Source organism: Flavobacterium labens, assembly GCF_048286755.1.
In the GTDB taxonomy this organism is placed as follows: domain Bacteria; phylum Bacteroidota; class Bacteroidia; order Flavobacteriales; family Flavobacteriaceae; genus Flavobacterium.
In genome coordinates this window covers 403,869-427,439 of record NZ_JBLVPL010000001.1, presented here as the reverse complement: position 1 = coordinate 427,439, position 23,571 = coordinate 403,869, and the positions used below count along the sequence as shown (strand labels likewise).

Genomic DNA, 23,571 nt, shown 5'->3' with positions numbered 1-23,571 from the left:
TTATTAATTCGTGGCAAAGATATAAATTTTTTAATATGTAAAATATTTTTTTATTTTTTTTTTAAAAAATAATATTTTTTGTCAACGCCGAAACAAATAACAATTATTGTGCCAATTAAGCTAAATAATTAATAAATGCTTTATATCGTCGTTGAGTCCTTGATTTTACTTTAAGTTTTTCTTTTTCAAAGGTTTGCTTTTCTTTGGGTGAACCATTTTTAGCTCACTTATCAAGTTTTTTGCACCGGCATATTTATCCATAATAAACAGGACGTAGCGTATGTCTACCATAATGTTTCTACAAATACTTGGGTCGTAATAGATATCACTCATGGTTCCTTCCCAAACCCGGTCAAAATTAAGTCCTATTAAGTTTCCATTAGCGTCTAGCGCTGGACTTCCTGAGTTACCTCCAGTAGTATGATTTGTACCGATAAAGTTAACAGGCATCTTTCCGTTTTCACCATAAGGACCGTAATCTTTGGTTTTGTATAGATTTATTAATCTGGCTGGAACATCAAACTCATAATCTCCGGGAATGTATTTTTCCATTACCCCATCTAAATAAGTTATTGGTGTGTAAAGCGTAGCATCTTTCGGCTCGTAACCTTTTACTTTTCCATAAGTAACACGTAATGTACTATTGGCATCCGGAAAAATTCTACTGTCTTTGTTCAATTCCAATTGTGCTTTCATATACGTACGTTGTAGCGCAGTAATCTTTAAATTGATTTCGTCGTATTTTGGCGCAACTTCTTTCGAATATTTGTCAGCTAATTCCTTTATCAGTAAAAAACCTGGGTCATTATTTAAACTCGTCAAAACGGTTCTCGTGTCGCCGGTTAATAATTCTTTCAGACCTGCATAATTTTTAAGTTTGGATTTGGTATATATATCCGAAGCCAAATTTTTAGCATTTACATTCATTAAACTTTGGGGCAAAAATTGTTTTGGAGATTTGGTAGCATATAATTCAATCAATTGTTCAAAAACTTTTTCATCAACAGTTGCATTAAAATCTTTGTAAAAAGCTTCCTGGCTTGTTAGTAAATTATTTTTTCGGTCAGTGAAAGATTGCTCTCCTTTGGTTTTGTAAACTTGCTCCAGCTGATACAATTTATAACCAACGCTTAATAATTCGGTATTAAGTTGCACAACTTCTGTGAAATAATCTCTGGCAGAGGCATATGGCGCTATTTCTGCGTAGTTTTTTTCAAAATCTGCTAATAGTGCTCCGTATTCTTTTTCTTTGCCTGCTTTTGTTATTTTCTGCTGAAATGTTTTTTCAGATTCTTTTTTAATAGCAACGGCATTTGATTTTTTTAATCCTTGAGTTTCGCCAATCCATTTTTTCCAAGAATTAGCAATCCTGGCATATTTAGAGGCATACTGAATTTTGATGGCATTGTCTTTTCTCATGAAGCCATCAGCAACTTTTAATGCTTTGTCTCTGATTTCGATTTTCGCCGGATTTAATTCGTTTACAATTTGCTCAATCGCAACAGAGGGTAAGTATTCATTCGTTTTTCCGGGATAACCAAAAACCAGTGTAAAATCATCTTCGGCTACACCATCAAGTGAAATCGGCAGAAAGTGTTTAGGTGTGTAAGGAACATTGTCTTTAGAATACCCAGCCGGGTGATTGTTTTTGTCTGCATAAATTCTAAACAATGAAAAATCTCCGGTATGACGCGGCCAAACCCAGTTATCAGTATCAGAACCAAATTTCCCTATTAAGGAAGGTGGAGCACCAACCAAGCGGACATCTGTAAAAGTTTCTGTTACAAAAAGCATGTACTGATTGCCTTCGTAAAACGTACGGATTTTATTTTCCTGCCAATTTTCCTTTGGGGAAGAATTAGTAAGTGCCGTAATATTTTCTTGAATTTTATTTTGTTTTTCAGATTCGCTGGTTAGAGCAGTAGTTCCTTCTAAAACTAATGTGGTTACATCTTCGATTTTTACAATAAAAGTAACGGTCAAGTTTTTATTAGGTAATTCGTCTTCCATTTTGTAAGCCCAAAATCCATCAGTCAGATAATCATGATCTACTGTAGAGTGTGATTGAATTTGTGAAAACCCGCAATGGTGATTCGTTAAAATCAAACCTTTTGGAGAGATAACTTCAGAGGTACAACCGCCATTAAAGTGCGGAACGGCATCTTTCAAACTCGATTGATTGACATCGTAAATCTCTTTCACAGACATTTTCATGCCTAAATTTTTCATTTCTGTTTCATTCATTCCTTTCAAAAGTGAAGGAATCCACATGCCGCCTTGCTGTGCCTGCACCTGAATGACAAATAGTAATAAGAATAATTTTAAAAATTTCATGGTATTAAATTTAGGGTGTATTTTTATCTGATTTTGTATTTCATCAATTTTCTGTTGTGCAATTCAAAACTGTGCGTAAGGTACAATTTTTGTGCTTTTTCATTGTGCTTTTCCACTTCCAGATAAATCAGTTTTAACGATAGTTTGTGACTTTCACTTTGAATAAATTCGAGCGCTTTACCACCAATTCCTTTGCCTCTCACTTTTTCGGTAAGATATAATTCGTCTAAAAAAGCAATTTTTCCTTGGTATTCAAAACTAAAAACGAATGTTAGAATAATGTATCCTATAAGTTCATTATCGGATACAATGAGCCATGATTTTCCTAAATTTTCATGTTTAATAAATTCCTCAAATAAAGCTTTGGAAACCTCAATGTCAATGGGGTAATTATCAATCGCATAAAACTCTTGCATCATGGTGACAATCATTTCAATATCAGCAATTGTTAATGGTTTAAATTGAATCATTCAAGATGTGTTTTAAAATACTGGCAGTAGCTCCTTTATTCATTTGTACAAAAGTGCTGCACATATGTCCTTTTTCTTGTCGAATGTCATCATTCTGGATTAGGTTTTTAAATGCTTCGTCTAGTTCTTTACTATTATTAATAGAAATACACGCTTCCATATTTACCAGTGCAGTAGCTTCTGCAAAATGCGAATAGTTGGGGCCAATGAGAATTGGAACTCCAAAAGTCGCCGGTTCCAGTAAATTATGAACTCCGGAATTCCCGAATCCACCGCCTACATACGCAATATCGGCATAGCTGTAGATTTTTGTCAAAATACCAATTGTGTCAATTATAAAAACGTCAAAATCAGCAAGATTTTTTCCTTCTTTTTCAGTGAATATAACTGTTTTTTTGGTAATTGAATTTTTTAAAGCCTGAATTTGTTCTTCTTTAATATTGTGTGGCGCAATTATAAATTTGACATTTAAGGTATTCGAATTAATAAAATCCACTAATAAATTTTCGTCTTTTGGCCAAGAACTTCCCACTACAATAGTTAATGTGTTGTCTTTGAATTGAGAAATAAAATCCAAGGAATTGTCTTTTTCTAAAATTGCGGTAACTCGGTCAAATCGGGTGTCTCCAGAAACCGAAACATTCGTTTTACCTACTTGTTGCAGTAGGTTTTTTGAAATTTCATTTTGAACAAAAAAGTAGGTGAAAGCATCCAGCGCGTCTCTATAAAAACCACCGTACCATTTAAAAAACAGTTGGTTTTTTCTGAGTATTCCAGAAATTAAATAGGTTTTGGTATTACGTTTTTTGAGTTCAGATAAATAATTTGGCCAATACTCATATTTGATAAAAAATACTAAATCCGGATGAACGAGTTGTAGAAATTGTTGTGCATTTTTCTGGGTGTCCAAAGGCAAATAAACCGTAACATCAGCAACAGTATTGTTTTTACGAACTTCATAACCCGAAGGAGAAAAAAAAGTAACCACGATTTTGTGCAAAGGGAATTGCTCTTTTATCTTTTCAATAACGGGTAAACCTTGCTCGTATTCGCCCAAAGAAGCAGCATGAAACCAGATTGTTTTGTCAGTAGGTTTTATTTTTTGTTCCAAAACAGGAAAAACTTCTTTTCTGCCGTCCACAAAAAGTTTCATTTTTGGACTGAAAAGCGCAGTGATTTTTAATAAAAAACCAGCAAAATGAACGATTAAGTTATAAAGAAAAAGCATGATTAAAATTTTGGGCTAAAATACGTTTTCTTTATTTTAATTTCTTCTGCAGTAATATTTAAATTTTGGTTACGGGTACTCCCTTTTTATTTCATTGGAATATTATCTTTTTTTCCTGTTGGTTGCATTGGTTTAAACTCATAAATAACTATTTTTGTTCTTCGTTTTAAGAAAGTATTTGCTGTGTTTAGAAACGGTAATCTTTCGAACATTAAACAAAAATTACAATGAAAAAAATCCAAATGGTTGACTTAAAAAGTCAATATGAAAAAATAAAAGACACCGTTAACGTTTCTATTCAGGAAGTTTTAGATACTAATACTTACATTAATGGACCTCAAGTTCATCAGTTTCAAAAATTATTAGAAGAATATCTTGACGTAAAACACGTAATTCCGTGTGCTAATGGAACCGATGCGTTGCAAATAGCGATGATGGGATTGGATTTAAAGCCTGGAGATGAAGTAATCACTGCCGATTTTACTTTTGCAGCGACAGTGGAAGTAATTGCTTTACTGCAATTGACACCCGTTTTAGTCGATGTGGATATGTATAATATGAATATTTCTATCGAAGGGATTAAAAAAGCGATTACACCAAAAACAAAAGCGATTGTACCAGTTCATTTATTTGGCCGAGCCGCTAATATGGAGGCTATCATGTCTATCGCCAAAGAATATAATTTATACGTTATTGAAGATAATGCACAAGCTATTGGTGCCAATTGTAAATTTTCGGACGGGACTAAAAAGAAAGCGGGAACGATTGGACATGTAGGAGCGACTTCATTTTTTCCTTCCAAAAATCTGGGATGTTACGGAGATGGTGGAGCGATTTTTACCAATGATGATGCATTAGCTCACAAACTTCGCGGAATTGTAAATCACGGAATGTACGAGCGATACCACCATGATGTAGTAGGTGTTAATTCTCGATTAGACAGTATTCAGGCTGCGGTTTTGAATGCTAAGTTACCTTTGTTAGATGAATATGGAAGAGCAAGACAAGATGCTGCCAGAAAATATTCAGCTGCTTTTGAAGGACATAAAAATATCGTTGCGCCAAGTATTTGTGATATTTGTGACTGCCATGTTTTTCATCAATATACGTTGCGAATCATTGATGCTGACAGAAACGGATTAATGCAACATTTGCTTGACAAAGGCATTCCATGTGCTATTTACTATCCAATTCCGTTGCACTCTCAAAAAGCATATGCTGATTCTCGTTACAAAGAAGAAGATTTTCCAGTAACCAATCAATTAGTGACGGAAGTACTTTCATTACCGATGCATACAGAATTGGATAACGAGCAAATTAAATTCATCACGGATAGTGTTTTAGAGTTTTTAAAATAATGGGAAGACGCGATGTATTGCGTCTTTTTTATGTGGTATAAATATTAGAGATGCGATACGTTGCATCTGTACAAAAAAGTAATCATGAAAATATTAGTTACAGGAGGTTTAGGTTTTATTGGATCGCATACTGTTGTCGAATTGCAAAATGAGGGTTTCGAAGTAGTAATTGTAGATAATTTATCGAATACATCATTGAATGTGTTGGATGGAATTCAGAATATTACCGGAAAAATTCCTGCTTTTGAAAAGTTAGACTTACGCGAAAAGGATAAAGTCCAAGACTTTTTTAAAAGACATCATGATATTTCAGGTGTAATTCATTTTGCAGCCTCAAAAGCGGTGGGTGAAAGCGTAGAAAATCCATTGCTGTATTATGAAAATAATATCAATGCGCTGGTCTATATTTTGCAGGAATTACAGCAAAAACCGGAAGCAAATTTCATTTTCAGCTCCTCATGTACGGTTTATGGTCAGGCCGAAACAATGCCAATTACTGAAAATGCTTCAATTCAAACTGCGATGTCTCCTTATGGAAACACAAAACAAATAGGAGAAGAAATTATCACGGATACAGCCAAAGTTACTAATGTCAATGCTATTTTATTACGTTATTTTAATCCAATAGGGGCGCATTCCTCTACTGAAATTGGAGAATTACCAATTGGAGTTCCTCAGAATTTAGTACCGTTTATTACTCAAACCGGTTTTGGATTGCGCAAAGAATTAGCTGTTTATGGTGATGATTACCCAACTCCAGACGGAACAGCAGTGCGCGATTATATTCACGTAGTAGATTTGGCGAAAGCCCATGTAATCGCTTTGCAACGCTTACTGAATAAAAAAAATACGGCCAAAGTAGAAACCTTTAATTTGGGAACCGGAACCGGAAGCTCTGTTTTAGAAGTGATTCATACTTTCGAAAAAGTAAGCGGTAAAAAATTGCCTTATAAAATTGTAGGCCGTAGAGAAGGAGATATAACTTCAGCGTATGCCAATACGGATAAAGCCAATACTGTTCTGGGATGGAAAGCACAATCCACGCTTGAAGAAGCGATGGCAAGTGCTTGGAAATGGGAACAGAAAATTAGGAAATAAAAAATAGGCTGTCATTGACAGCCTATTTTTTTGAATTATTTTTTTGCGGCTTCTTTCAATTTTTCAGCGGCTTGATTCATTTTGTCAGCTCCTTTTTCAAGAATTTTTCCTGCTTTAACTTTAGTGGAATCAGCTGCAGCATCAACTTTTACAGCTGCTGTATCGATAGCATCTTCCATTTCATTACCGACGGCTTCAGTAGCCTCTTTTACTTCGTCTTTTGTTTCTTTTTTGCAAGAAGTCATTAAAGTTGCAATAAATGCTAATCCTAAAAGTGCTTTTTTCATTTTTTTCATTTTAAAAATTAAAATTAATTTGAACTTGTTTTATAAAGATAAAAAAAATCCTCATAAACTCTGGTTTATGAGGATACTATTTTGAACATTAAAGGCTAATTATGCATTTGCAGTAATCGCTTCTTTATCAATTTTTCCAATCAATCCTGCCAATACTTTTCCAGGACCAACTTCAGTAAATAAAGTTGCTCCATCTTTAATCATTTGTTGTACTGATTGCGTCCATTTTACCGGAGCTGTCAATTGGATAATTAAATTCTTCTTGATTTCGCTTGGATCTGAAACTGCGTTTGCCGTCACATTTTGATATACCGGACAAATAGGAGTGGAGAAAGTGGTTGCTTCAATAGCTGCAGCCAGTTCCTCACGAGCTGGTTCCATCATTGGAGAGTGAAAAGCACCACCAACAGGTAATAACAATGCACGTTTTGCACCTGCTGCTTTCATCGCTTCACATGCTTTTTCAACTGCTGATGTTTCTCCAGAAATCACTAATTGTCCAGGGCAGTTGTAATTTGCAGCCACTACAATTCCGTCAATTGAAGCGCAAACTTCTTCAACGATATTGTCAGCTAATCCTAAAACGGCTGCCATGGTGGAAGGTTTTATTTCGCAGGCTTTTTGCATTGCCAAAGCGCGTTGTGAAACTAATTTTAATCCGTCTTCAAAGGATAAAGCTCCGTTCGCCACTAAAGCTGAGAATTCACCTAATGAATGCCCCGCTACCATTTCTGGTTTGAAATCTTCGCCTAACGTTTTTGCTAAAATCACCGAATGCAAGAAAACGGCCGGTTGCGTCACTTTGGTTTCTTTCAATTCTTCGGCAGTTCCTTCAAACATGATGTCTGTGATGCGGAAACCTAAAATTTCATTGGCTTTCTCGAATAATTCTTTTGCAAGAGCAGAATTTTCATATAAGTCTTTACCCATTCCTGTGAATTGTGCGCCTTGACCTGGAAATACGTATGCTTTCATGTGTCTAATTTAAAGATTGAAAATATGTATAGATTGAAAAATGAATTTCAATCGGGATGCAAAAATACTATTTTTTACGCTATTTAAAACTATCGCTTTAACTCGTTTTGTTATCGGAAAATAGCTGTCGATTTACAGTAGATGTTTTAAGAGCAAAAAAAATCCACTCCAATAAATAGAGCGGATTGGCACTAAAATCAAAATACTAAAGAACGAAATACGTGTTCTTTAAAGGTTGAATGGGCTGATTCGCTGTTTGATATAAATAATATTCTTCCTCAAACTCATCTCTATATTCGTTTACCATTTGCATAAGGTTTTTTTCGATTGTATTTGAAATAGCGCTTACAGGAGTGTCTGTAGGTCTATTTTCAAATGGATCCTGCAAATGAATGGCCATTTTTTCAATCAGGAAGAAAGCAACGGCAATGGTTGTCACCAAAGGAATTTGAAGCCAGCCAATATTATTTATCAAGCCAAAAGGCAATAGAATAATAAATAAACATAGCGCAAACCTAATGTACATGCTGTAAGTTGTTGGGAAAATGGTATTTTTTATACGCTCACATTTACCCATAGCATCACACAATCGCGATAATGTATTGTCTATTTCTACCTGTTGGTAAACGTTAATTTTACCGGTATTAAGTGCTTTTTTTAAATCTTTGGCATACAATAATAAAATGGCGTTGGGAACATGTTTGTGTTTTTTTACAAAACGTAATTCATCTTCGTCCAGTAAACCTTTTATTGGCTTTAAAGGATCTTTTTCTCGAAGTGATTGTCCAAGACTGTAGCACCACGCCGCTTGTCTTTTTGCAAATTTTTCTTTAAAATCGTTTGCCTGAACCGAAAAATCTGAATCATCATAAAAAATAATGATCTGGCGCAATAGCGTTCTGGAATCGTTAACAATAGAACCCCAAATTATTCTTGCTTCCCACCAGCGGTCATAAGCCTGGTTCGATTTGAATGCCAGTAATAATGAAATAATAGTTCCAATAATAGTAGGAATCGCAATAGGAATATTGGTTGGTATAGTTTCGAAGAAATAATGAAACATTTGAAAGGAAATGCAAAACACAATGACTAATGTCAATTCGGTTCTTATTTTACCCAACACATATTTCATTGGAATTTTTTTATTTAGTAACATATACTTTTGATTAAAATTTGAAACAATCTGTTGGTTTTCTTAGGAAATCTCTTCATATAACGAAAGAACAGGTAAGCCGAGCAACTCGTTGAGTGCTGCTTTTTCTTTCGTTAACAGTTTTAATTTTTTTGGCTTTCTGGTTTCAATCAAGATATTGATGTTGTTTTTAGCTATTGTATCGTTCAAAAAAGGTTGGCTGCCGTTCGTGTCGCTTTCACTCACAATTTTCAAAGAAAAAATGGTGTTGACATAAGCTTGTAAATCTTCTGCATGAAGGTGTGAATCTGAATTTTTAATATACAATGCTTGGCTGAATATGTCTTTGTCAAAGTTTGTGTTGGTGTGCAGAATTGGGCATTTGCTGTTAGAAATAATTTGGATGCAAAACGAATTAATTTTCTTTTTTGATGATTTAAAAGAAGGAGTTATAATGGTTAAACCAATGTTGAAATGGCTTACTAGATTTTTAAAAACCGGTGAAGAAATTCCGTATTGATGGTGGATTTTTAAGCTGCAATTTTTAGTTTTCGAAATGATTTGTCGACACACATCCAAAACATTTTCTTGGGTAGAGTTTAAGCCTGTATTGATGTTTCTTAACAAACTTGCAGAGGAAAACGTATCAGGAATGTCTGCAAGTAACATTAATGTGAGCTGACATTGGTTGCCATTTGCAGAGTGTATAGCCGTTTTTACAGCATTGATAGTGTCGTTTTGTAATGTCGATGGGATAAGAATATTTTTCATATGTATCAGATTTGATTTCTTTATACATACAAAATAACTGTTCCTAGATTATAGCAACCTTAAATTAAAATTAGAATATTCTAAGAATTAACATTAGAATTTTTAATGTTGACCGTATTAAAAGTAATATTTACAATTGTCCCTTTGTCAGGTTCCGATTGTATTTGAAGTTCTCCGTTGTGCATCCTGATTATTTTCATGGCAAGCGGAAGTCCTAAACCATAACCATTGTATTTTGATGCTTTTTTGCCTCGAAAGAAAGGCTCATAAAGATGTGGAATATCTTCTGCGGGAATACCAATTCCAATATCGGTAATTGAAATTTTAATGCTTGAGTTGTTGGCAGATAAAGTAACAAATACTGTTTCGTTATCAGAATATTTGACTCCATTCGCGATAATATTATTCAATGAAAGTTCCAATAAAGATTTGTTACAAGGGATTTCAAGCAAGCTTGGGTCACTTGGGATTTTCTGGATCTTAATAGTTACTCTGTTATTGGGATAAATTTTGTCAATATCTGATTTTACATCCATTAAAAGTTCGTCAATACGGACGGTATCTAATAATTGTTTTTTGCCGTCATAACCGGTTTGGGTCAGTTTCAAAAGACTTTCTGTAAGATCACCAAGTCGGGAAGCCTGACTGTGAATGTTTTCTAATGACGCTATGTAATCCGAAACATTTCTTTCTTTCAAAAGCATGATTTCTGCTTCGGCAATGATGGTTGTTACGGGTGTTTTTAGCTCGTGTGACGCATTATTGATAAAATTTGCTTGGATTTCAAATGAGGTTTCCAGTCGGTCCAGCATATTGTTAAACGTCTTTGTCAAATCTCCAATTTCATCTGAACTTTTAGTTTCAGGAAGTCGGTTGTGAAGGTTTGATGCGCTAATTATTTTTACTTCATCCGTAATTCGCGCTACTGGATTGATCACTCTTCTGGCCAAAAATCTACCCAGAAAATACGCCAATAATATAAAAGCCAATCCTCCAAAAAAGAGAATTTGAATGATATATGTACTGCTCACATTTCCCCTACGGTCTATCGCAGTAATGATTACAATATATTTTTGATTGGATTCGGTAAAAGTCTGAGCATAAAAATAACGGTTGTCATCTTCAAACCAATTAGAGCCATCGGCCATTACTTTAGTATAGAAATCAGCCGGTAAATCAAGATCGGTGTTGTATTCAAAGGTGTTTTTTCCGCTGACTTTTAACACATAATCGTGCTCATCAATCAGTTCTTCAAGTCCATTGGCTTTAAATTCTTTGAAATAACGAGTTTTTACAGGGTCATTTTGATAATGAATAGATGCTACAATTTTAGCCCGATCTTGTAATCTTTTTAAAAAATGATATTGGTTATTTTGTTTGAACAAAAAGAAAACCACCAAACTCAATAAAAGTGTGCTGAGGGTTGAAAGCGCAATATAGGTAAAGGTAATTTTTTTCTTAATCTGCATTTTTTATGGTTTCATTACATAACCCAAGCCTTTCATGGTGTGAATTAATTTAGTGTCGTATGGTTTGTCAATTTTTTTTCTCAAATAGTTAATATAGACATCAATTACATTGGTATTCATATCAAAATTAATATCCCAAACATTATCTAAAAGTTGTTCACGGGATAAAATAGTTTCAGCGTTAATAGCCAGGTAATACAGAAGTTTAAATTCTTTGGCTGTTAATACAATGGTATCTCCATTTCTGATTACCGATTTTGTTTTTGAATTGATTTGAAGATCAGCAATCGTTATGATTTCATTCGGTTTTTGTATTTGACCGGCTCGTCTGGAAAGTGCGTTAACTCTTGCGTCCAGTTCTAGGAATTTAAAGGGTTTCAATAAATAATCATCGGCTCCGGAATTCAATCCGTTTATTATATTTTCAGTACTTCCTAAAGCGGTTAACAACAAAATGGGAACAAAGTTTTTTGCGGTTCGCAAACGTCTGCAAATTTCAATTCCATTAATGTCAGGCAACATTACATCTAGAATTACCACATCGAAATTGTGATTGGAAAGTAAGTCTAATGCTGTTGTACCATCAAGCGCAACACTTACTTCGTGATTTTTTTCTGAAAATCCTTTGCGGATAATTGACGAAAGATTAGGTTCATCTTCAACTATTAATAACTTCATTAACATTACGATTTCCACAAATCTACTGATTAAACTTTTATTTTTTTTCGAAAAAACCGCTGCTAAACTAATATTAACAAAACCTTATAAATAGTTGAAAGTTTTATTTTTAGCTTTTTTTATCCAAATTAGAATATTCTTTTGGTCTTCATTATTAATTTATTACCACTTTTTTCTGTAACATTTTTTGTTTTCGGTTACTAATAAATAATAAAAAATAGCTTTATGAAAAAGATAGTTGGTATTGTTTTCTTATTCCTTTTTGGGTTTTTATTATTTTATGGCATCCTTCCGGTAATCAATTATGGCTTTACGGGTTTTGCCTTTATTTTGTTGCTTTTAGTACTTCTTGCCACTGTGTTTTCTCTTGGATTAACCGTCTCGCAGCAAACAAAACAGGTCAAGATTGTCTCTAAGCCAAACAAGATTTTATTTGTTTTGGCAGGAGTGCTTTTGGTGTATTGTATCGCACTTCCTTTTGTAACCAGCATAAAAATTTTCCGAAGCGATTCGTATCAAAAATTAATAGGCGAGGTTAAAAACGGTCAAAAAATTACCAATCACATTGCGCCAATTTCTATTGATAAAATACGTGTGGTCGATGAGGAATTAGCCCATCTTTTGGGAGAGAAAATTTTAGGTTCACAGCCAGCATTGGGAAGTCAGGTAGAATTGGGAGATTTTTGTATCCAAAAGGTAAACCAAGATCTGTATTGGGTTGCGCCTTTATTGCATTCGGGTTTTTTAAAATGGTTTAACAACCAAGAAGGAACTGCGGGATATGTTATGGTTTCTGCAACCAATGAACGTGATGTAAAATTAGTTCAGAGTATAGGAGGGAAGGACATTAAAATTAAATACCAGCAAGGCGCCTATTTTCAAAGTGATATTCACAGACACGTTTATTTTAACGGAAATGCTACGGTTGGTCTGGCTGATTTTAGTTTTGAGATTGATGATGCTGGAAATCCGTTTTGGATTGTTACAAAATATGGAAAAAAAATTGGTTTCTCTGGAAAAGAAGCGATAGGTGTTATTGTGGTTGATGCGCAATCTGGTGTTATAAATGAATATTCAATTGCTAAAACTCCAAAATGGGTGGACCGAATCCAGCCTTTGGATTTCATAGAAGATCAATTGAATGATTGGGGCGAATACGTTCACGGGTATTGGAATTTTTCTAATCAAGATAAACTTCAAATTACGGAAGGATTGACATTGGTTTACGGCAAAGACAATAAATCGTATTGGTACACCGGATTGACTTCCGTGGGGAAAGAAGAGTCTGCCGTAGGTTTTGTTTTGGTGGATACCAGAACCAAAGAAACTACTTTTTATAAACAAGGTGGCGCAACAGAATTTGCTGCTCAAAGCTCTGCACAAGGGAAAGTTCAGGAAAAAGGATACAAAGCCTCATTGCCTATTCCTTACAATATTAATAACATTCCCACCTATGTGATGACGCTGAAAGATGATGGCGGATTAGTTAAAATGTTTGCGATGGTTGCCATTTCAGATTACACGATTGTGGGCGTGGGCAATACCATGCGGGAAACGTTAACTTCGTTTAAAAACGTTTACAATATGGCGGATAATAAAATAAATCCGAATAGTGTTTCTAATAAAAAATCGTTGAAATCAGTGATAACCCGAATTCAAAATGATGTAAAAAACGGGAATAGCTTCTATTATTTTAAAGTCAAAGATTATCCTAATATTTTTGTGGGTTCATCCCAAATATCCAATCAATTGCCGGTGACAATGGTGGGTGATAGTGTCACAATTTCTTTTGATGTAGACTTAGAAGAAGTAATTGATATTTCGAGTTTTGAGAATAGTAATCTCAAATTGAGTATGAAATCGGATTAATGACAAAGGGCTTAAAGATTTTACTTTAAGCCCTTTTTTTATTTTTTTGGCAGTAATTTGAATGAGGTGACTTTGAATTTATTGTCAACCACTATACCAACCACTTCTGCTTTTCTTATAGCAGCGCAAAAACCATCACTGGCATGCGCATCACCATGGGAGTCGATGGAACTTCCGTCAACAAAATAGGATTTTCCGTCAATGCGAACGGCTAATTCACAACCGTGTCCTTCCATCCCAAACTGACTTTGTCCGCACGAAGCTTCAACAATTTGAGGTTTTGGTTCTTCTTTTTTATCCTGAGCGCTGGCAAGTGTTGCCGAGAACAAAATAGCTAAATATAGTATCTTTTTCATAAATGATTAAATTTTACTTTAGCTAAGATACAGGTTTTTTTACATCGAATAATTTTTAAACATGTAAATCCATAATAATCTGGAAAGACGAATATTGATGGAAGCCATTGCGATGATCACCACGGCAATGATTGGAATGATTCGTAAATCGAAAGTTTCTTTAAAGAAGAATTGAGAAATAACATAGGTAGCAATTCCTTGGGCTACTGTTAAACCATAATTTACATACATGGCTCCAAAAAAGTAACCAGGTTCTTTTTCGAATTTGTAATTGCAATGAGAGCAATATTCGTTCATTTTAGGGAATCCAAAATTGAAAAATATACTTTTTTCATTGAATACTTTGCCCTTTTCACAATTAGGACAATCGTTATTTAGGATATGGATAATTGAATTTGACATCGTTATTATTTTTATCAAAGGTATTTCTTATTCATGTCATGGATGTTTTCTATATTCGCTAATTATAGCACAATAAAGACATTTATGGCAAAATGAAAAAATATCCTATTTATAACATTCAACGGTTTAACTGTACTTCAGTGAATAGTGATTTGTATATTAATACCTTTAAAAATCACTTAATTGACCATAGTTTTGTTGAGGAACCGCACAGGCATAATTCGTATGTTTTGGTCTTTTTTATCAAAGGTTCGGGAACGCATGAAATCGATTTTGATGTATTTTCGATTCAGCCCGGAAGTATGTTTTTTCTGCAACCCGGACAAATGCATCATTGGAATTTATCTGATGACGTTAATGGATTCGTAATTTTCTATTCGCAGGAAATGTATAATCTTTATTTTGGACAAAAAACAATCGCCGACTATCCATTTTATTCTTCGGTGGACAATAAACCGGAAATGGTTTTTGAAGTATCTGAATTGAAAGCGATTCTGCCTTATTTTGAAAGCCTGATTTTAGAAACACAATCGAATCAGCTGTTGAAGCAAGATAAAATAATGAATTTGTTGGATATTATTCACATCGAAATTGCCAGAAAATATAGTGAAACACATTTGCACGAAGCACATTCGTATAATGTGAAAATTAAAAATTTCGAAGTGCTTTTAGAGCAAAATTATAAAACAGAAAAGGCACCTTTTTTCTACGCTTCACAACTCAATATTACTTTGAAACACTTGAACAGGATTTGCAATGAAATGTTGCAAAAAACCACAACCGAAGTGATTACAGCTAGAATTATCCTTGAAGCGAAACGCATGCTGATGGATAAAAAGTTTACTGTCAATGAAATTGCAACGGAATTAGGCTTTGATGATTATTCGTATTTCACCCGATTGTTCAAGAAACATACTGGAATAACTCCGACGAACTTTCGAATTTCTAAAAAGTAATGGAGAATCAATGTCGTTTCCTTAAGACGTTTGTCAAGTCGAGCACAGTCGAGACTAACTGTTGAGTCTCGACTGCGCTCGAATTGACAATACTATCGATAGTAAATTACGAGTGCACGGTAACCAAACTGGCTGCTTTCTTCGCTTTTTCTACCACTTCTTCAATTGGAGTTTCTAAAGTATCATTGACTAAAGCTACAGCCATTCTTCGATACGGTCTTGAAGTTGGTTTGCCAAAGATTCTGAAATCCGTTTTTGGTAAGGAAGCAATATTTTCAATGCCGGAATAGGTTGGATTTGTTGAATTTTCTGAGGCTAAAATTACGGCGCTAGCTCCCGCTTTTTCTAATGTAATTTCGAAAATAGGCAAACTCAAAATAGCTCGTAAATGCAATTCGAATTCGTTGAAGTTTTGCGTTCCTGCTAATGTTACCATTCCTGTATCATGAGGTCGAGGCGATAATTCCGAGAAATAAACACCATCATCAGCCAAGAAAAATTCGACTCCAAAAAGTCCTGCACCACCCAAAGCTTCGGTTACTTTTTCGGCCATGTCTTGCGCTTCGTACAAATCCTTGTCGGATATTCTGGCGGGTTGCCAGCTTTCCTGATAATCGCCACGTTCTTGACGGTGACCAATTGGCGCACAAAAAAGTGTTGGGTTATTATTTTGTACCACCGTTAACAATGTGATTTCCGAATTGAATTTGACAAATGCTTCTACAATTACTTCTACGACATCGCCGCGGGAACCTTGCACAGCATAATTCCATGCTTTTTCGATATCCGCTTCGGTTTTTATGGTTGATTGTCCTTTTCCAGACGAAGACATTAAGGGTTTTACCACGCAGGGCATTCCAACGGCTTCAACTCCTTTTTGTAATTCCTCGGCAGTGGTGGCGTAGCGATACTTGGCTGTTTTTAGTCCGAGTTCTTTGGATGCTAAATCTCGGATTGCTTTCCTATTCATCGTGAAGTTTGCCGCTTTCGCAGAAGGAACTACGGTAATTTCTTGCTTTTCATAGTCATAAAAACGCTCGGTTCTAATGGCTTCGATTTCTGGAACGATGAAATCAGGTTTGTGTTTGGCGACGATTTTGTCTAACGCATCTCCGTCTAGCATGTTGATGACTTCAAAATCATGGGCAACTTGCATTGCCGGAGCATTTTCGTAACTGTCAACGGCGATTACGATTTGCCCGATGCGTTGTGCAGCGATTGTAAATTCCTTTCCTAATTCGCCTGAGCCTAGCAATAGTATTTTCATTTTTTTGAAGTCTTAATTAGAATGTAAAAATACTAAATTGCTTTTTTATGACTGCCCATTCACTACAAACTTTGCCCGAAAGTCAGCAGATTGTTATCTGGGTCCAATATCGAAAATTCTTTTTGTCCCCAAGGTTTGATTTCCAGAGGACCATTGGGATGAATGGCAACGCCGTTGTTCAAGAAGTTTTTATATACGGTTTCGATATCCTGCACCCGAATGTAAACTCCTGAGTAATTTTCAACAGCATTAATGGTTGCAAACTCAAAAAAATGAATTTCAATGCTGTCTTTTTGTACCATCAAATACCCATCAAAATCCGCGCTACCCCATTCCTGAAAACCCAATTGGTTGATGTAGAAATTCCGTGTAATTGCTTTGTTACGCATAGGTAACTTTGGGTTGATGGCTGTGAGCATGATGGTTTGGGTTTTGATGTGAATGTTAGAGATTGTTTTTAAAATAATGTTAAATGATTGTAACAGGTTTGTCTAAATATTAAACATATATTTTTTCTGTTTTTTCATAAATATTCCAGGTGATATAACGGTTGGTCACTTGGTGATGTGGCTGCTTAAGTAAGCCTAAACTTTCAGTTAAAGACTGATTTTACAATTACAATACCAACTTTAAATTGAGCCTAAATCTGCTATTTTGCAAATGGCGGTTGGACGATGTTTTTTTTTATCAAAATTTATTAATTTGGTTCAAATGTTTTTGGAATTTTTTCTTCTCTTTCTCTTTCAAATATCAGCGAAACAATATTCCATTTTCCTTTATCGAAGAAAAGTTGAATACTGTTAATTCCTCTTCTTGCTACTGGTCCATTTTTCACCAATCTCGTTTCATATGTACTCCAAACATGTGCAATATTTCCAAATAATCTCATTTCTCTATTAATTTCACTTTCATAAAATGCAGTTTCCATTATCATTGCATCGGTTTCTTTGTGAAAATCTTTCAGCGACATTGTTACTTGTTTTAATTCCCCGTTTACGTTGTCCAAGTATGAATAAATTGCATTTGGATCATGAATTGATGAATCTCTTTCCCATTGTCTTTTTTCTCCTGCTTCTCCTGAAACGACTTCATAAAATGCTTTGATTATTCCGTCGATTGTTACAACGTCTTTTTCTAATGGATAATTTTTAGTTAATTCTTGTGCTTTTGAATTTTGAGTTGTCATAATTACGATTAAAATTAGTTTTAAAATTGTTCTTTTTATTTTCTTCTTTCGAGTAAACTAAAACTTAATAAACCTTTTCTAAAAACTTTTTATTCAAACGTATTGATTTCTTATTTCGTTATTTCTATTTCTTATTTTGTAATTACAACGTGTATTTATTTATAGCCGAATTTAGACATTCTTTGTAACTTTTTCCAACTGCAACTTTTGTATTCATTAAAATTATGTGATTATCCTCTAAAATATCAATGTTAGTTAAATTTACTATATGCGAATTATGAACTCTCATAAATTCGTTTGGTAAGTTTTCAATTAAATCTTTTAGCGATTTGTAATAAATATATTTTTTATTTTCTGTTGTTTGAATTTCAACATAATTTCCTAAACCTTTAATTACGGTGATTTCGTTGAAATATAATTTTACTAATTTTTTATCAGTTTTGATAAAAGTAAAATTTTTACTTATCATAGAAGTTTGTTTTTTAATTATTACCTTAAAAGTATAAAATTAAAAATACAAATCATCAGAGATTTCATTATGTTTCTGAATGTGTTAAGAAGTGTAAGGACAGCTCACAAGCAGTCCTTACTACATTAGAATAATTAGGATTTTGGCAGGGTTTGCGTGAGGGAGTGTAGTGGAAATCCTTTATATTTTTTCTTTAAAAATATAAAGATTGAAGCGGAAAGCCCGACCCTTGCGGTCACGCCCAAAAACAACAAAACCCCAAGAATATCTTGAGGCTTTGATGGTATTGTAAGTTGGATTTTTGAGTTTCTAACTTTCGATTTTATGAGATTTGACTATAGTGCCAAAGCATCTTTGATTCTTTTTAATGCTTCTTTCAAGATCTCGTCGCTGGTTGCGTAAGAGAAACGGATACAGTCAGGATTTCCAAAAGCGTCACCTGTTACCGTTGCTACGTTAGCTTCGGCCAAAAGGTACATTGATAAATCCATTGCATTTTTGATTTCGGTTCCTTTTAATGTTTTTCCGAAGAAAGAAGAAACGTCTGGGAATACGTAAAAAGCTCCTTCAGGAACGTTGATTTTTACGCCTGGAATTTCTTTTAATAATCCTACTACTAAATCTCTACGGCTATGGAAAGCGTCAACCATGTGTTTCAATACACTTGGATCAGCATCTACTGCTGTAATGGTAGCGCGTTGTGCGATAGAATTTGCTCCTGAGGTTACTTGACCTTGAATTTTTGTACAGGCTTTAGCAATGAATTCTGGTGCGCCAATGTATCCAATTCTCCATCCTGTCATGGCGAAAGCTTTAGCAACTCCATTTACAGTAATTGTTCTTTCTAACATTCCTGGGATAGATGCGATGCTGCAAAAAGTCCCTGAGAAATTGATGTGCTCGTAGATTTCGTCAGCTACAACGTATACGTGTGGGTATTTTTCTAACACTTTTGCAAGAGCCGTTAATTCTTCTCTATTATAAACAGATCCACTTGGATTACAAGGAGAACTGAACCACATCATTTTTGTTTTTGGTGTGATTGCCGCTTCTAATTGTTCTGGTGTAATTTTGAAATCCGTATCAACAGATGTAGGAACTTCTACAGGAACTCCACCGGATAATTTTACAATTTCGAAATACGAAACCCAGTAAGGTGCCGGTAAAATTACCTCGTCACCATCGTTTAGCATTACTTGTGCAATGTTGTATAAGGATTGTTTTGCTCCTGTTGAAACTACAATTTGAGATGGTTTGTAGTCTAAATCATTGTCTCTTTTAAATTTTCTGCAGATGGCTTCTTTTAATTCCGCATATCCTTCTACAGGAGAATAAGTGCTGTAATTTTCGTCAATTGCTTTTTTTGCTGCTTCTTTGATGAAGTCAGGTGTATTAAAATCAGGTTCGCCTAAGCTTAAACTGATAATGTCTTTTCCTTGTGCTTTTAATTCTCTGGCCAAAGCAGCCATTGCTAGTGTTTGTGATGTTGCTAGATTGTTAATTCTATCGGATAATGGATTCATTGTAATAGGTTGTAGTTAGTTTATTTATTAAGTAGAGATGCACCGCAGTTGATCTCTAGGTGTTGCATAATTATGTAAGTTCCGGTTTCATTCCCAGCTCTTTCAAATGTTTGAAATGAGCAATAACAGCACTTCGCATTGTTTTGTATTCGTAATACGGCAAGTTGCATTCTTGAGCCGTTTCTTTTACGATACTGGCAATTTTACCATAATGCACGTGACTAATATTTGGGAAAATATGGTGCTCGATTTGGTGATTCAATCCACCAGTGTACCAGTTAACAATCGCATTTTTTGGAGCAAAATTAGTTGTAGTAAACAATTGGTGTATCGCCCAAGTATTGTCCATTTCGCCTAATTCATTTGGTGATGGATTGGTTGTTTCTTCCACAACGTGTGCTAATTGAAACACAACACTTAGTATTAAACCAGCTGTGTAATGCATCACGAAGAAACCAATAAGCACTTTCCACCAGGTGATTCCAATTACGATTGGTAAAACAATCCAGATAGAAACATAAATTACTTTTGTGATAATTAAAGTCGTCCAAAGTATTTTTGGGCTTTTCGCTTCTCCGTACGATAATTTTCTTTTCAAGTAGCTTCGCATCTGTTTAAAATCAGTTGTGATAGCCCAGTTGAACGTTAGTAATCCGTATAAGAATACCGAATAATATTGTTGAAAACGGTGAAAATTATACCACTTTGCTTCCTTAGTAAAACGGATAACACGTCCGGCATCTAAATCCTCATCATGTCCAGGAATGTTTGTGTAGGTGTGGTGTAAAACATTGTGTTGCACTTGCCAGTTGTATACATTTCCTGCCAAAACATAAATAGTTCCACCCATGAATTTGTTGACCCAGGTTTTATTAGAATATGAACCGTGATTTCCATCGTGCATCACATTCATTCCTACTCCAGCCATTCCAATTCCCATAACGATGGTCAACAGAAGATGTGCCCAAAATGGCATACCAAGTGTCAGAATTAAAAAATAAGGCGCAAGAAAAACTGAAAAGAGAATTATAGTTTTTAAATATAGCTTCCAATTCCCGGTCTTTTGGATGTTGTTTTCTTTGAAGTAATTGTTAACCCGTGAGTTAAGTGTTCTAAAAAACTTTAGGCTATCTTGCTTAGCAAATGTCGGAGCATTATTATTCATATATTTTCAATAAAGTTCAAAGGTAATTATTATAAATTTTTGGATATACAAAATTGAGATAAATATTTTAACTGTAAAGTATTACTTTTGTTAAAAAAATTAATAGATGGACGAGATTCTTAAGTATTTTCCTAATTTAACTGATATTCAGAAAGAACAGTTCGAAAAATTGGATTTTTTATACCATGATTGGAATGAAAAAATCAATGTTATTTCGAGAAAAGATATTGATGCTTTGTATACCAAACATATATTGCATTCTTTGGGAATTGCCAAAATTATAAAATTTGAGCCTGGAACTTACGTATTGGATGTAGGTACCGGTGGCGGTTTTCCAGGAATTCCATTGGCGATTCTTTTTCCAGAAACGCGTTTTTATTTGATTGATATTATTGCAAAAAAAATAAAAGTAGTTCAGGCTGTTGCCGAAGGATTGGAATTGAAAAATGTAAAAGCGGAACAAATGCGTGCCGAAAATGTGAAAGGAGATTTCGATTTTATCGTGAGTCGTGCCGTTACAAATATGCCGGATTTTGTTTCTTGGGTAAAAACCAAAATCAAAAAGAACAACAAACACGAATTGAAAAACGGAATTCTCTATTTAAAGGGAGGAGACTTAACTGAAGAATTGAAGGATTTCCCAAAAGCAACTGAATACAATTTAGCTGATTTCTTTGAAGATGAATTCTTTGAAACTAAGAAAGTAGTGCATTTGCCTTTGAAGTTTCAATCGTAGTCATAAGGTCGAAAGATAAAAGTTAGTAGAAAAAATGAAAAAAAAAGCCGAATCTAAATTTTAGATTCGGCTTTTTTACTATTTGTATGTTCTTTAAGACTTTCGACTTTTAAACTTTACGACTAATTTATTACCCTAAAAACGGATATCTATAGTTCTCTGGAGTAACAAAAGTTTCTTTGATTGTTCTTGGAGAAACCCAACGCAATAAGTTTAATACAGAACCAGCTTTGTCGTTAGTTCCTGAACCTCTTGCTCCACCAAATGGTTGTTGACCCACAACTGCTCCTGTTGGTTTGTCGTTGATGTAGAAATTACCTGCGGCATTTTCTAAAACTTTCATGGCGTATTCAATTGCATAACGGTCTTGGCTCAAGACAGCTCCTGTTAATGCGTACTCAGAAGTTGAATCCACTAATACAAGTGTTTCTTCCCATTTAGCATCTTCGTAAACGTAAATTGTCAATACTGGTCCGAATAATTCGGTTTCCATTGTGCTGTATTTTGGATTTGTAGTTACGATAACGGTAGGCTCTATAAAATAACCAACAGACTTGTCGTAATTTCCTCCTGCAATAATTTCGGCATCAGCATCTTTTTTAGCTTGGTCAATAAAACCTGCTAATTTGTCAAATGAACTTTCTGAAATTACGGATGAAACGAAATTATTTGTATCTCCTGGAGATCCCATTTTCATAGAAGCTAAATCGGCTACTAGTAGTTTTTTTACTTCCGGCCATATAGATTCTGGTACATAAGCTCTTGAAGCAGCGGAACATTTTTGTCCTTGGTATTCGAAAGCTCCTCTGGAAAGTGCTGTAGCAACTTGAGCTGGTATAGCTGATGAATGTGCTACAACAAAATCTTTACCACCAGTTTCTCCTACGATTCTAGGATATGTTTTGTATTTGCTGATGTTTTGTCCAATTTTTCCCCAAATGTCATTGAAAACACGAGTGGAACCTGTAAAATGAATTCCTGCGAAATCTGGACTTCCTAATAAAGTTTCAGAAATCATTGCTGAGTCTCCATAAACTACATTGATTACACCATCCGGTAATCCTGCTTGTTTGAATACTTCTACGATTACATTTGCAGAATAAATTTGTGTAGCACTTGGCTTCCAAACTACAACATTCCCCATCAATGCTGGAGCAGCTGGTAAATTACCTGCAATTGCTGTAAAGTTAAATGGAGTGATGGCGTAAACAAATCCTTCAAGTGGTCTATGCTCTAATCTGTTCCAAACACCTTCTGATGAAACGGGTTGTTCAGCATAAATTTGAGTCATGAACTGTACGTTATAGCGTAAAAAGTCTATAAATTCACATGCTGCATCAATTTCAGCTTGATGTACTGTTTTTGCCTGAGCAATCATAGTAGCTGCATTTATTTTTGCACGGTAAGGTCCGGCAAGCAATTCAGCAGCTTTTAAAAATATAGATGCTCTGTGTTCCCAAGCTAAATTTGCCCATTTCTTTTTAGCTTCTAGAGCAGTTGAAATGGCTTTTTCTATATGTTCTTTATTTGCTTCGTGATACTGTCCCACAGTGTGTTTGTGGTCGAAAGGAGGATTTATTGATTGAGTTTTTCCTGTACGGATTTCTTCTCCTCCAATGTATAAAGGAACATCAACTGTTTCATTATACATTTTATTGAAAGTGGCTAGAACTTCTTCTCTTTCCGGACTTCCTGGAGCGTATGACTTAACGGTTTCGTTAAACGCTTTTGGGACGTTGTAAATTCCTTTTGGCATATTAATAGATTTTAATTAGAATCAAAAATTGAGCTGTAAAGGTAGCAATAATTCATCAATCAGAGAATCAGATTGGA

General features: G+C 34.8%; 23 protein-coding genes. 5 read left to right on the top strand and 18 right to left on the bottom strand.

The window, feature by feature from the left end; all coding sequences use genetic code 11:
• Positions 1-165: 165 nt before the first annotated feature.
• The 3 genes from ACNQF8_RS01795 to ACNQF8_RS01785 are packed head-to-tail and all read right to left on the bottom strand — an operon-like array spanning position 166 to position 4,032.
• Positions 166-2,334, bottom strand: coding sequence for a S46 family peptidase (locus ACNQF8_RS01795; RefSeq protein WP_417952786.1), 2,169 nt, complete (start codon positions 2,332-2,334; stop codon positions 166-168).
• 23 nt (positions 2,335-2,357) lie between these two features.
• Entirely contained in the window at positions 2,358-2,804 is a 447-nt protein-coding gene (locus ACNQF8_RS01790) for a GNAT family N-acetyltransferase (protein ID WP_417950560.1), read from the bottom strand.
• A complete protein-coding gene (locus ACNQF8_RS01785) occupies positions 2,791-4,032 on the bottom strand; it encodes a 3-deoxy-D-manno-octulosonic acid transferase (protein ID WP_417952785.1) in 1,242 nt (413 codons plus the stop codon). Before ACNQF8_RS01785 ends, ACNQF8_RS01790 begins: the two co-directional genes overlap by 14 nt.
• A gap of 227 nt (positions 4,033-4,259) precedes the next feature.
• On the opposite strand from ACNQF8_RS01785, the gene ACNQF8_RS01780 reads away from it, so the two are divergent.
• Positions 4,260-5,390 carry a DegT/DnrJ/EryC1/StrS family aminotransferase gene (locus ACNQF8_RS01780; RefSeq protein ID WP_417952784.1) on the top strand — a complete coding sequence of 377 codons (1,131 nt, stop codon included), beginning with the start codon at positions 4,260-4,262 and terminating at the stop codon, positions 5,388-5,390.
• A gap of 84 nt (positions 5,391-5,474) precedes the next feature.
• Positions 5,475-6,488 (top strand): UDP-glucose 4-epimerase GalE, encoded by a 1,014-nt coding sequence (gene galE, locus ACNQF8_RS01775; RefSeq protein WP_417950557.1) that lies wholly within the window; start codon positions 5,475-5,477, stop codon positions 6,486-6,488.
• A gap of 35 nt (positions 6,489-6,523) precedes the next feature.
• Here the strand turns inward: galE and ACNQF8_RS01770 are convergent, their stop codons facing one another.
• The 6 genes from ACNQF8_RS01770 to ACNQF8_RS01745 all read right to left on the bottom strand — a co-directional run bounded on the left by ACNQF8_RS01770 (position 6,524) and on the right by ACNQF8_RS01745 (position 11,809).
• Positions 6,524-6,775, bottom strand: a complete 252-nt coding sequence (locus tag ACNQF8_RS01770) for a hypothetical protein (RefSeq protein WP_417952783.1) — start codon at positions 6,773-6,775, stop codon at positions 6,524-6,526.
• Positions 6,776-6,883: 108 nt separating this feature from the next.
• Positions 6,884-7,759, bottom strand: a complete 876-nt coding sequence (gene fabD, locus ACNQF8_RS01765) for an ACP S-malonyltransferase (protein WP_417950556.1) — start codon at positions 7,757-7,759, stop codon at positions 6,884-6,886.
• 205 nt (positions 7,760-7,964) lie between these two features.
• On the bottom strand, positions 7,965-8,915 hold the full coding sequence (locus ACNQF8_RS01760; protein WP_417952782.1) for a bestrophin family protein: 951 nt from the start codon (positions 8,913-8,915) through the stop codon (positions 7,965-7,967).
• Positions 8,916-8,954: 39 nt separating this feature from the next.
• Positions 8,955-9,662: a hypothetical protein gene (locus ACNQF8_RS01755; RefSeq protein ID WP_417950554.1), complete on the bottom strand. Its 708-nt coding sequence runs from the start codon at positions 9,660-9,662 to the stop codon at positions 8,955-8,957.
• Between the two features lie 80 nt (positions 9,663-9,742).
• Positions 9,743-11,131: a HAMP domain-containing sensor histidine kinase gene (locus ACNQF8_RS01750; RefSeq protein WP_417950553.1), complete on the bottom strand. Its 1,389-nt coding sequence runs from the start codon at positions 11,129-11,131 to the stop codon at positions 9,743-9,745.
• Between the two features lie 3 nt (positions 11,132-11,134).
• Entirely contained in the window at positions 11,135-11,809 is a 675-nt protein-coding gene (locus tag ACNQF8_RS01745) for a response regulator transcription factor (protein ID WP_417952781.1), read from the bottom strand.
• Between the two features lie 225 nt (positions 11,810-12,034).
• Here ACNQF8_RS01745 and ACNQF8_RS01740 point away from each other — a divergent pair, with 225 nt between their 5' ends.
• On the top strand, positions 12,035-13,678 hold the full coding sequence (locus ACNQF8_RS01740) for a hypothetical protein (RefSeq protein WP_417950551.1): 1,644 nt from the start codon (positions 12,035-12,037) through the stop codon (positions 13,676-13,678).
• Between the two features lie 38 nt (positions 13,679-13,716).
• Here ACNQF8_RS01740 and ACNQF8_RS01735 read toward each other — a convergent pair whose 3' ends face one another.
• Together ACNQF8_RS01735 and ACNQF8_RS01730 are read right to left on the bottom strand one after the other, a co-directional pair.
• The gene (locus tag ACNQF8_RS01735) at positions 13,717-14,034 is read right to left on the bottom strand and encodes a DUF6370 family protein (protein ID WP_417952780.1); all 318 of its coding nucleotides are present in this window, start codon (positions 14,032-14,034) and stop codon (positions 13,717-13,719) included.
• Between the two features lie 39 nt (positions 14,035-14,073).
• Complete coding sequence (locus ACNQF8_RS01730; protein WP_417950549.1) at positions 14,074-14,436, bottom strand: DUF983 domain-containing protein; 363 nt, start codon at positions 14,434-14,436, stop codon at positions 14,074-14,076.
• Positions 14,437-14,528: 92 nt separating this feature from the next.
• Here ACNQF8_RS01730 and ACNQF8_RS01725 point away from each other — a divergent pair, with 92 nt between their 5' ends.
• Complete coding sequence (locus ACNQF8_RS01725) at positions 14,529-15,392, top strand: AraC family transcriptional regulator (protein WP_417950548.1); 864 nt, start codon at positions 14,529-14,531, stop codon at positions 15,390-15,392.
• A 106-nt stretch (positions 15,393-15,498) separates the two neighbouring features.
• On the opposite strand, the gene purT is transcribed toward ACNQF8_RS01725, so the two are convergent.
• The 6 genes from purT to ACNQF8_RS01695 form a co-directional block, all read right to left on the bottom strand.
• A complete protein-coding gene (gene purT / locus ACNQF8_RS01720; protein WP_417950547.1) occupies positions 15,499-16,659 on the bottom strand; it encodes a formate-dependent phosphoribosylglycinamide formyltransferase in 1,161 nt (386 codons plus the stop codon).
• A 62-nt stretch (positions 16,660-16,721) separates the two neighbouring features.
• Complete coding sequence (locus ACNQF8_RS01715; RefSeq protein WP_417950546.1) at positions 16,722-17,078, bottom strand: bleomycin resistance protein; 357 nt, start codon at positions 17,076-17,078, stop codon at positions 16,722-16,724.
• A gap of 278 nt (positions 17,079-17,356) precedes the next feature.
• Positions 17,357-17,845 (bottom strand): hypothetical protein, encoded by a 489-nt coding sequence (locus tag ACNQF8_RS01710; protein ID WP_417950545.1) that lies wholly within the window; start codon positions 17,843-17,845, stop codon positions 17,357-17,359.
• A gap of 142 nt (positions 17,846-17,987) precedes the next feature.
• Positions 17,988-18,314 (bottom strand): LytR/AlgR family response regulator transcription factor, encoded by a 327-nt coding sequence (locus ACNQF8_RS01705; RefSeq protein WP_417950544.1) that lies wholly within the window; start codon positions 18,312-18,314, stop codon positions 17,988-17,990.
• A 335-nt stretch (positions 18,315-18,649) separates the two neighbouring features.
• Positions 18,650-19,837 (bottom strand): pyridoxal phosphate-dependent aminotransferase, encoded by a 1,188-nt coding sequence (locus tag ACNQF8_RS01700; RefSeq protein ID WP_417950543.1) that lies wholly within the window; start codon positions 19,835-19,837, stop codon positions 18,650-18,652.
• 70 nt (positions 19,838-19,907) lie between these two features.
• Positions 19,908-21,002 carry a fatty acid desaturase family protein gene (locus ACNQF8_RS01695; protein WP_121364424.1) on the bottom strand — a complete coding sequence of 365 codons (1,095 nt, stop codon included), beginning with the start codon at positions 21,000-21,002 and terminating at the stop codon, positions 19,908-19,910.
• A 106-nt stretch (positions 21,003-21,108) separates the two neighbouring features.
• Here ACNQF8_RS01695 and rsmG point away from each other — a divergent pair, with 106 nt between their 5' ends.
• The gene (rsmG, locus tag ACNQF8_RS01690) at positions 21,109-21,738 is read left to right on the top strand and encodes a 16S rRNA (guanine(527)-N(7))-methyltransferase RsmG (RefSeq protein WP_417952779.1); all 630 of its coding nucleotides are present in this window, start codon (positions 21,109-21,111) and stop codon (positions 21,736-21,738) included.
• 130 nt (positions 21,739-21,868) lie between these two features.
• On the opposite strand, the gene pruA is transcribed toward rsmG, so the two are convergent.
• Positions 21,869-23,494 (bottom strand): L-glutamate gamma-semialdehyde dehydrogenase, encoded by a 1,626-nt coding sequence (gene pruA, locus ACNQF8_RS01685; protein WP_315206624.1) that lies wholly within the window; start codon positions 23,492-23,494, stop codon positions 21,869-21,871.
• Positions 23,495-23,571: the final 77 nt, after the last annotated feature.

Coding starts and splice junctions, on each gene's coding strand:
- ACNQF8_RS01745 (WP_417952781.1), bottom strand. CDS start 11,809: ATGAAGTTATTAATAGTTGAAGATGAACCTAATCTTTCGTCAATTATC.
- ACNQF8_RS01725 (WP_417950548.1), top strand. CDS start 14,529: ATGAAAAAATATCCTATTTATAACATTCAACGGTTTAACTGTACTTCA.
- ACNQF8_RS01790 (WP_417950560.1), bottom strand. CDS start 2,804: ATGATTCAATTTAAACCATTAACAATTGCTGATATTGAAATGATTGTC.
- ACNQF8_RS01715 (WP_417950546.1), bottom strand. CDS start 17,078: ATGCTCACAGCCATCAACCCAAAGTTACCTATGCGTAACAAAGCAATT.
- ACNQF8_RS01700 (WP_417950543.1), bottom strand. CDS start 19,837: ATGAATCCATTATCCGATAGAATTAACAATCTAGCAACATCACAAACA.
- purT (WP_417950547.1), bottom strand. CDS start 16,659: ATGAAAATACTATTGCTAGGCTCAGGCGAATTAGGAAAGGAATTTACA.
- fabD (WP_417950556.1), bottom strand. CDS start 7,759: ATGAAAGCATACGTATTTCCAGGTCAAGGCGCACAATTCACAGGAATG.
- ACNQF8_RS01770 (WP_417952783.1), bottom strand. CDS start 6,775: ATGAAAAAAGCACTTTTAGGATTAGCATTTATTGCAACTTTAATGACT.
- galE (WP_417950557.1), top strand. CDS start 5,475: ATGAAAATATTAGTTACAGGAGGTTTAGGTTTTATTGGATCGCATACT.
- ACNQF8_RS01735 (WP_417952780.1), bottom strand. CDS start 14,034: ATGAAAAAGATACTATATTTAGCTATTTTGTTCTCGGCAACACTTGCC.
- ACNQF8_RS01780 (WP_417952784.1), top strand. CDS start 4,260: ATGAAAAAAATCCAAATGGTTGACTTAAAAAGTCAATATGAAAAAATA.
- ACNQF8_RS01795 (WP_417952786.1), bottom strand. CDS start 2,334: ATGAAATTTTTAAAATTATTCTTATTACTATTTGTCATTCAGGTGCAG.
- ACNQF8_RS01710 (WP_417950545.1), bottom strand. CDS start 17,845: ATGACAACTCAAAATTCAAAAGCACAAGAATTAACTAAAAATTATCCA.
- rsmG (WP_417952779.1), top strand. CDS start 21,109: ATGGACGAGATTCTTAAGTATTTTCCTAATTTAACTGATATTCAGAAA.
- pruA (WP_315206624.1), bottom strand. CDS start 23,494: ATGCCAAAAGGAATTTACAACGTCCCAAAAGCGTTTAACGAAACCGTT.
- ACNQF8_RS01695 (WP_121364424.1), bottom strand. CDS start 21,002: ATGAATAATAATGCTCCGACATTTGCTAAGCAAGATAGCCTAAAGTTT.
- ACNQF8_RS01740 (WP_417950551.1), top strand. CDS start 12,035: ATGAAAAAGATAGTTGGTATTGTTTTCTTATTCCTTTTTGGGTTTTTA.
- ACNQF8_RS01755 (WP_417950554.1), bottom strand. CDS start 9,662: ATGAAAAATATTCTTATCCCATCGACATTACAAAACGACACTATCAAT.
- ACNQF8_RS01750 (WP_417950553.1), bottom strand. CDS start 11,131: ATGCAGATTAAGAAAAAAATTACCTTTACCTATATTGCGCTTTCAACC.
- ACNQF8_RS01730 (WP_417950549.1), bottom strand. CDS start 14,436: ATGTCAAATTCAATTATCCATATCCTAAATAACGATTGTCCTAATTGT.
- ACNQF8_RS01760 (WP_417952782.1), bottom strand. CDS start 8,915: ATGTTACTAAATAAAAAAATTCCAATGAAATATGTGTTGGGTAAAATA.
- ACNQF8_RS01705 (WP_417950544.1), bottom strand. CDS start 18,314: ATGATAAGTAAAAATTTTACTTTTATCAAAACTGATAAAAAATTAGTA.
- ACNQF8_RS01785 (WP_417952785.1), bottom strand. CDS start 4,032: ATGCTTTTTCTTTATAACTTAATCGTTCATTTTGCTGGTTTTTTATTA.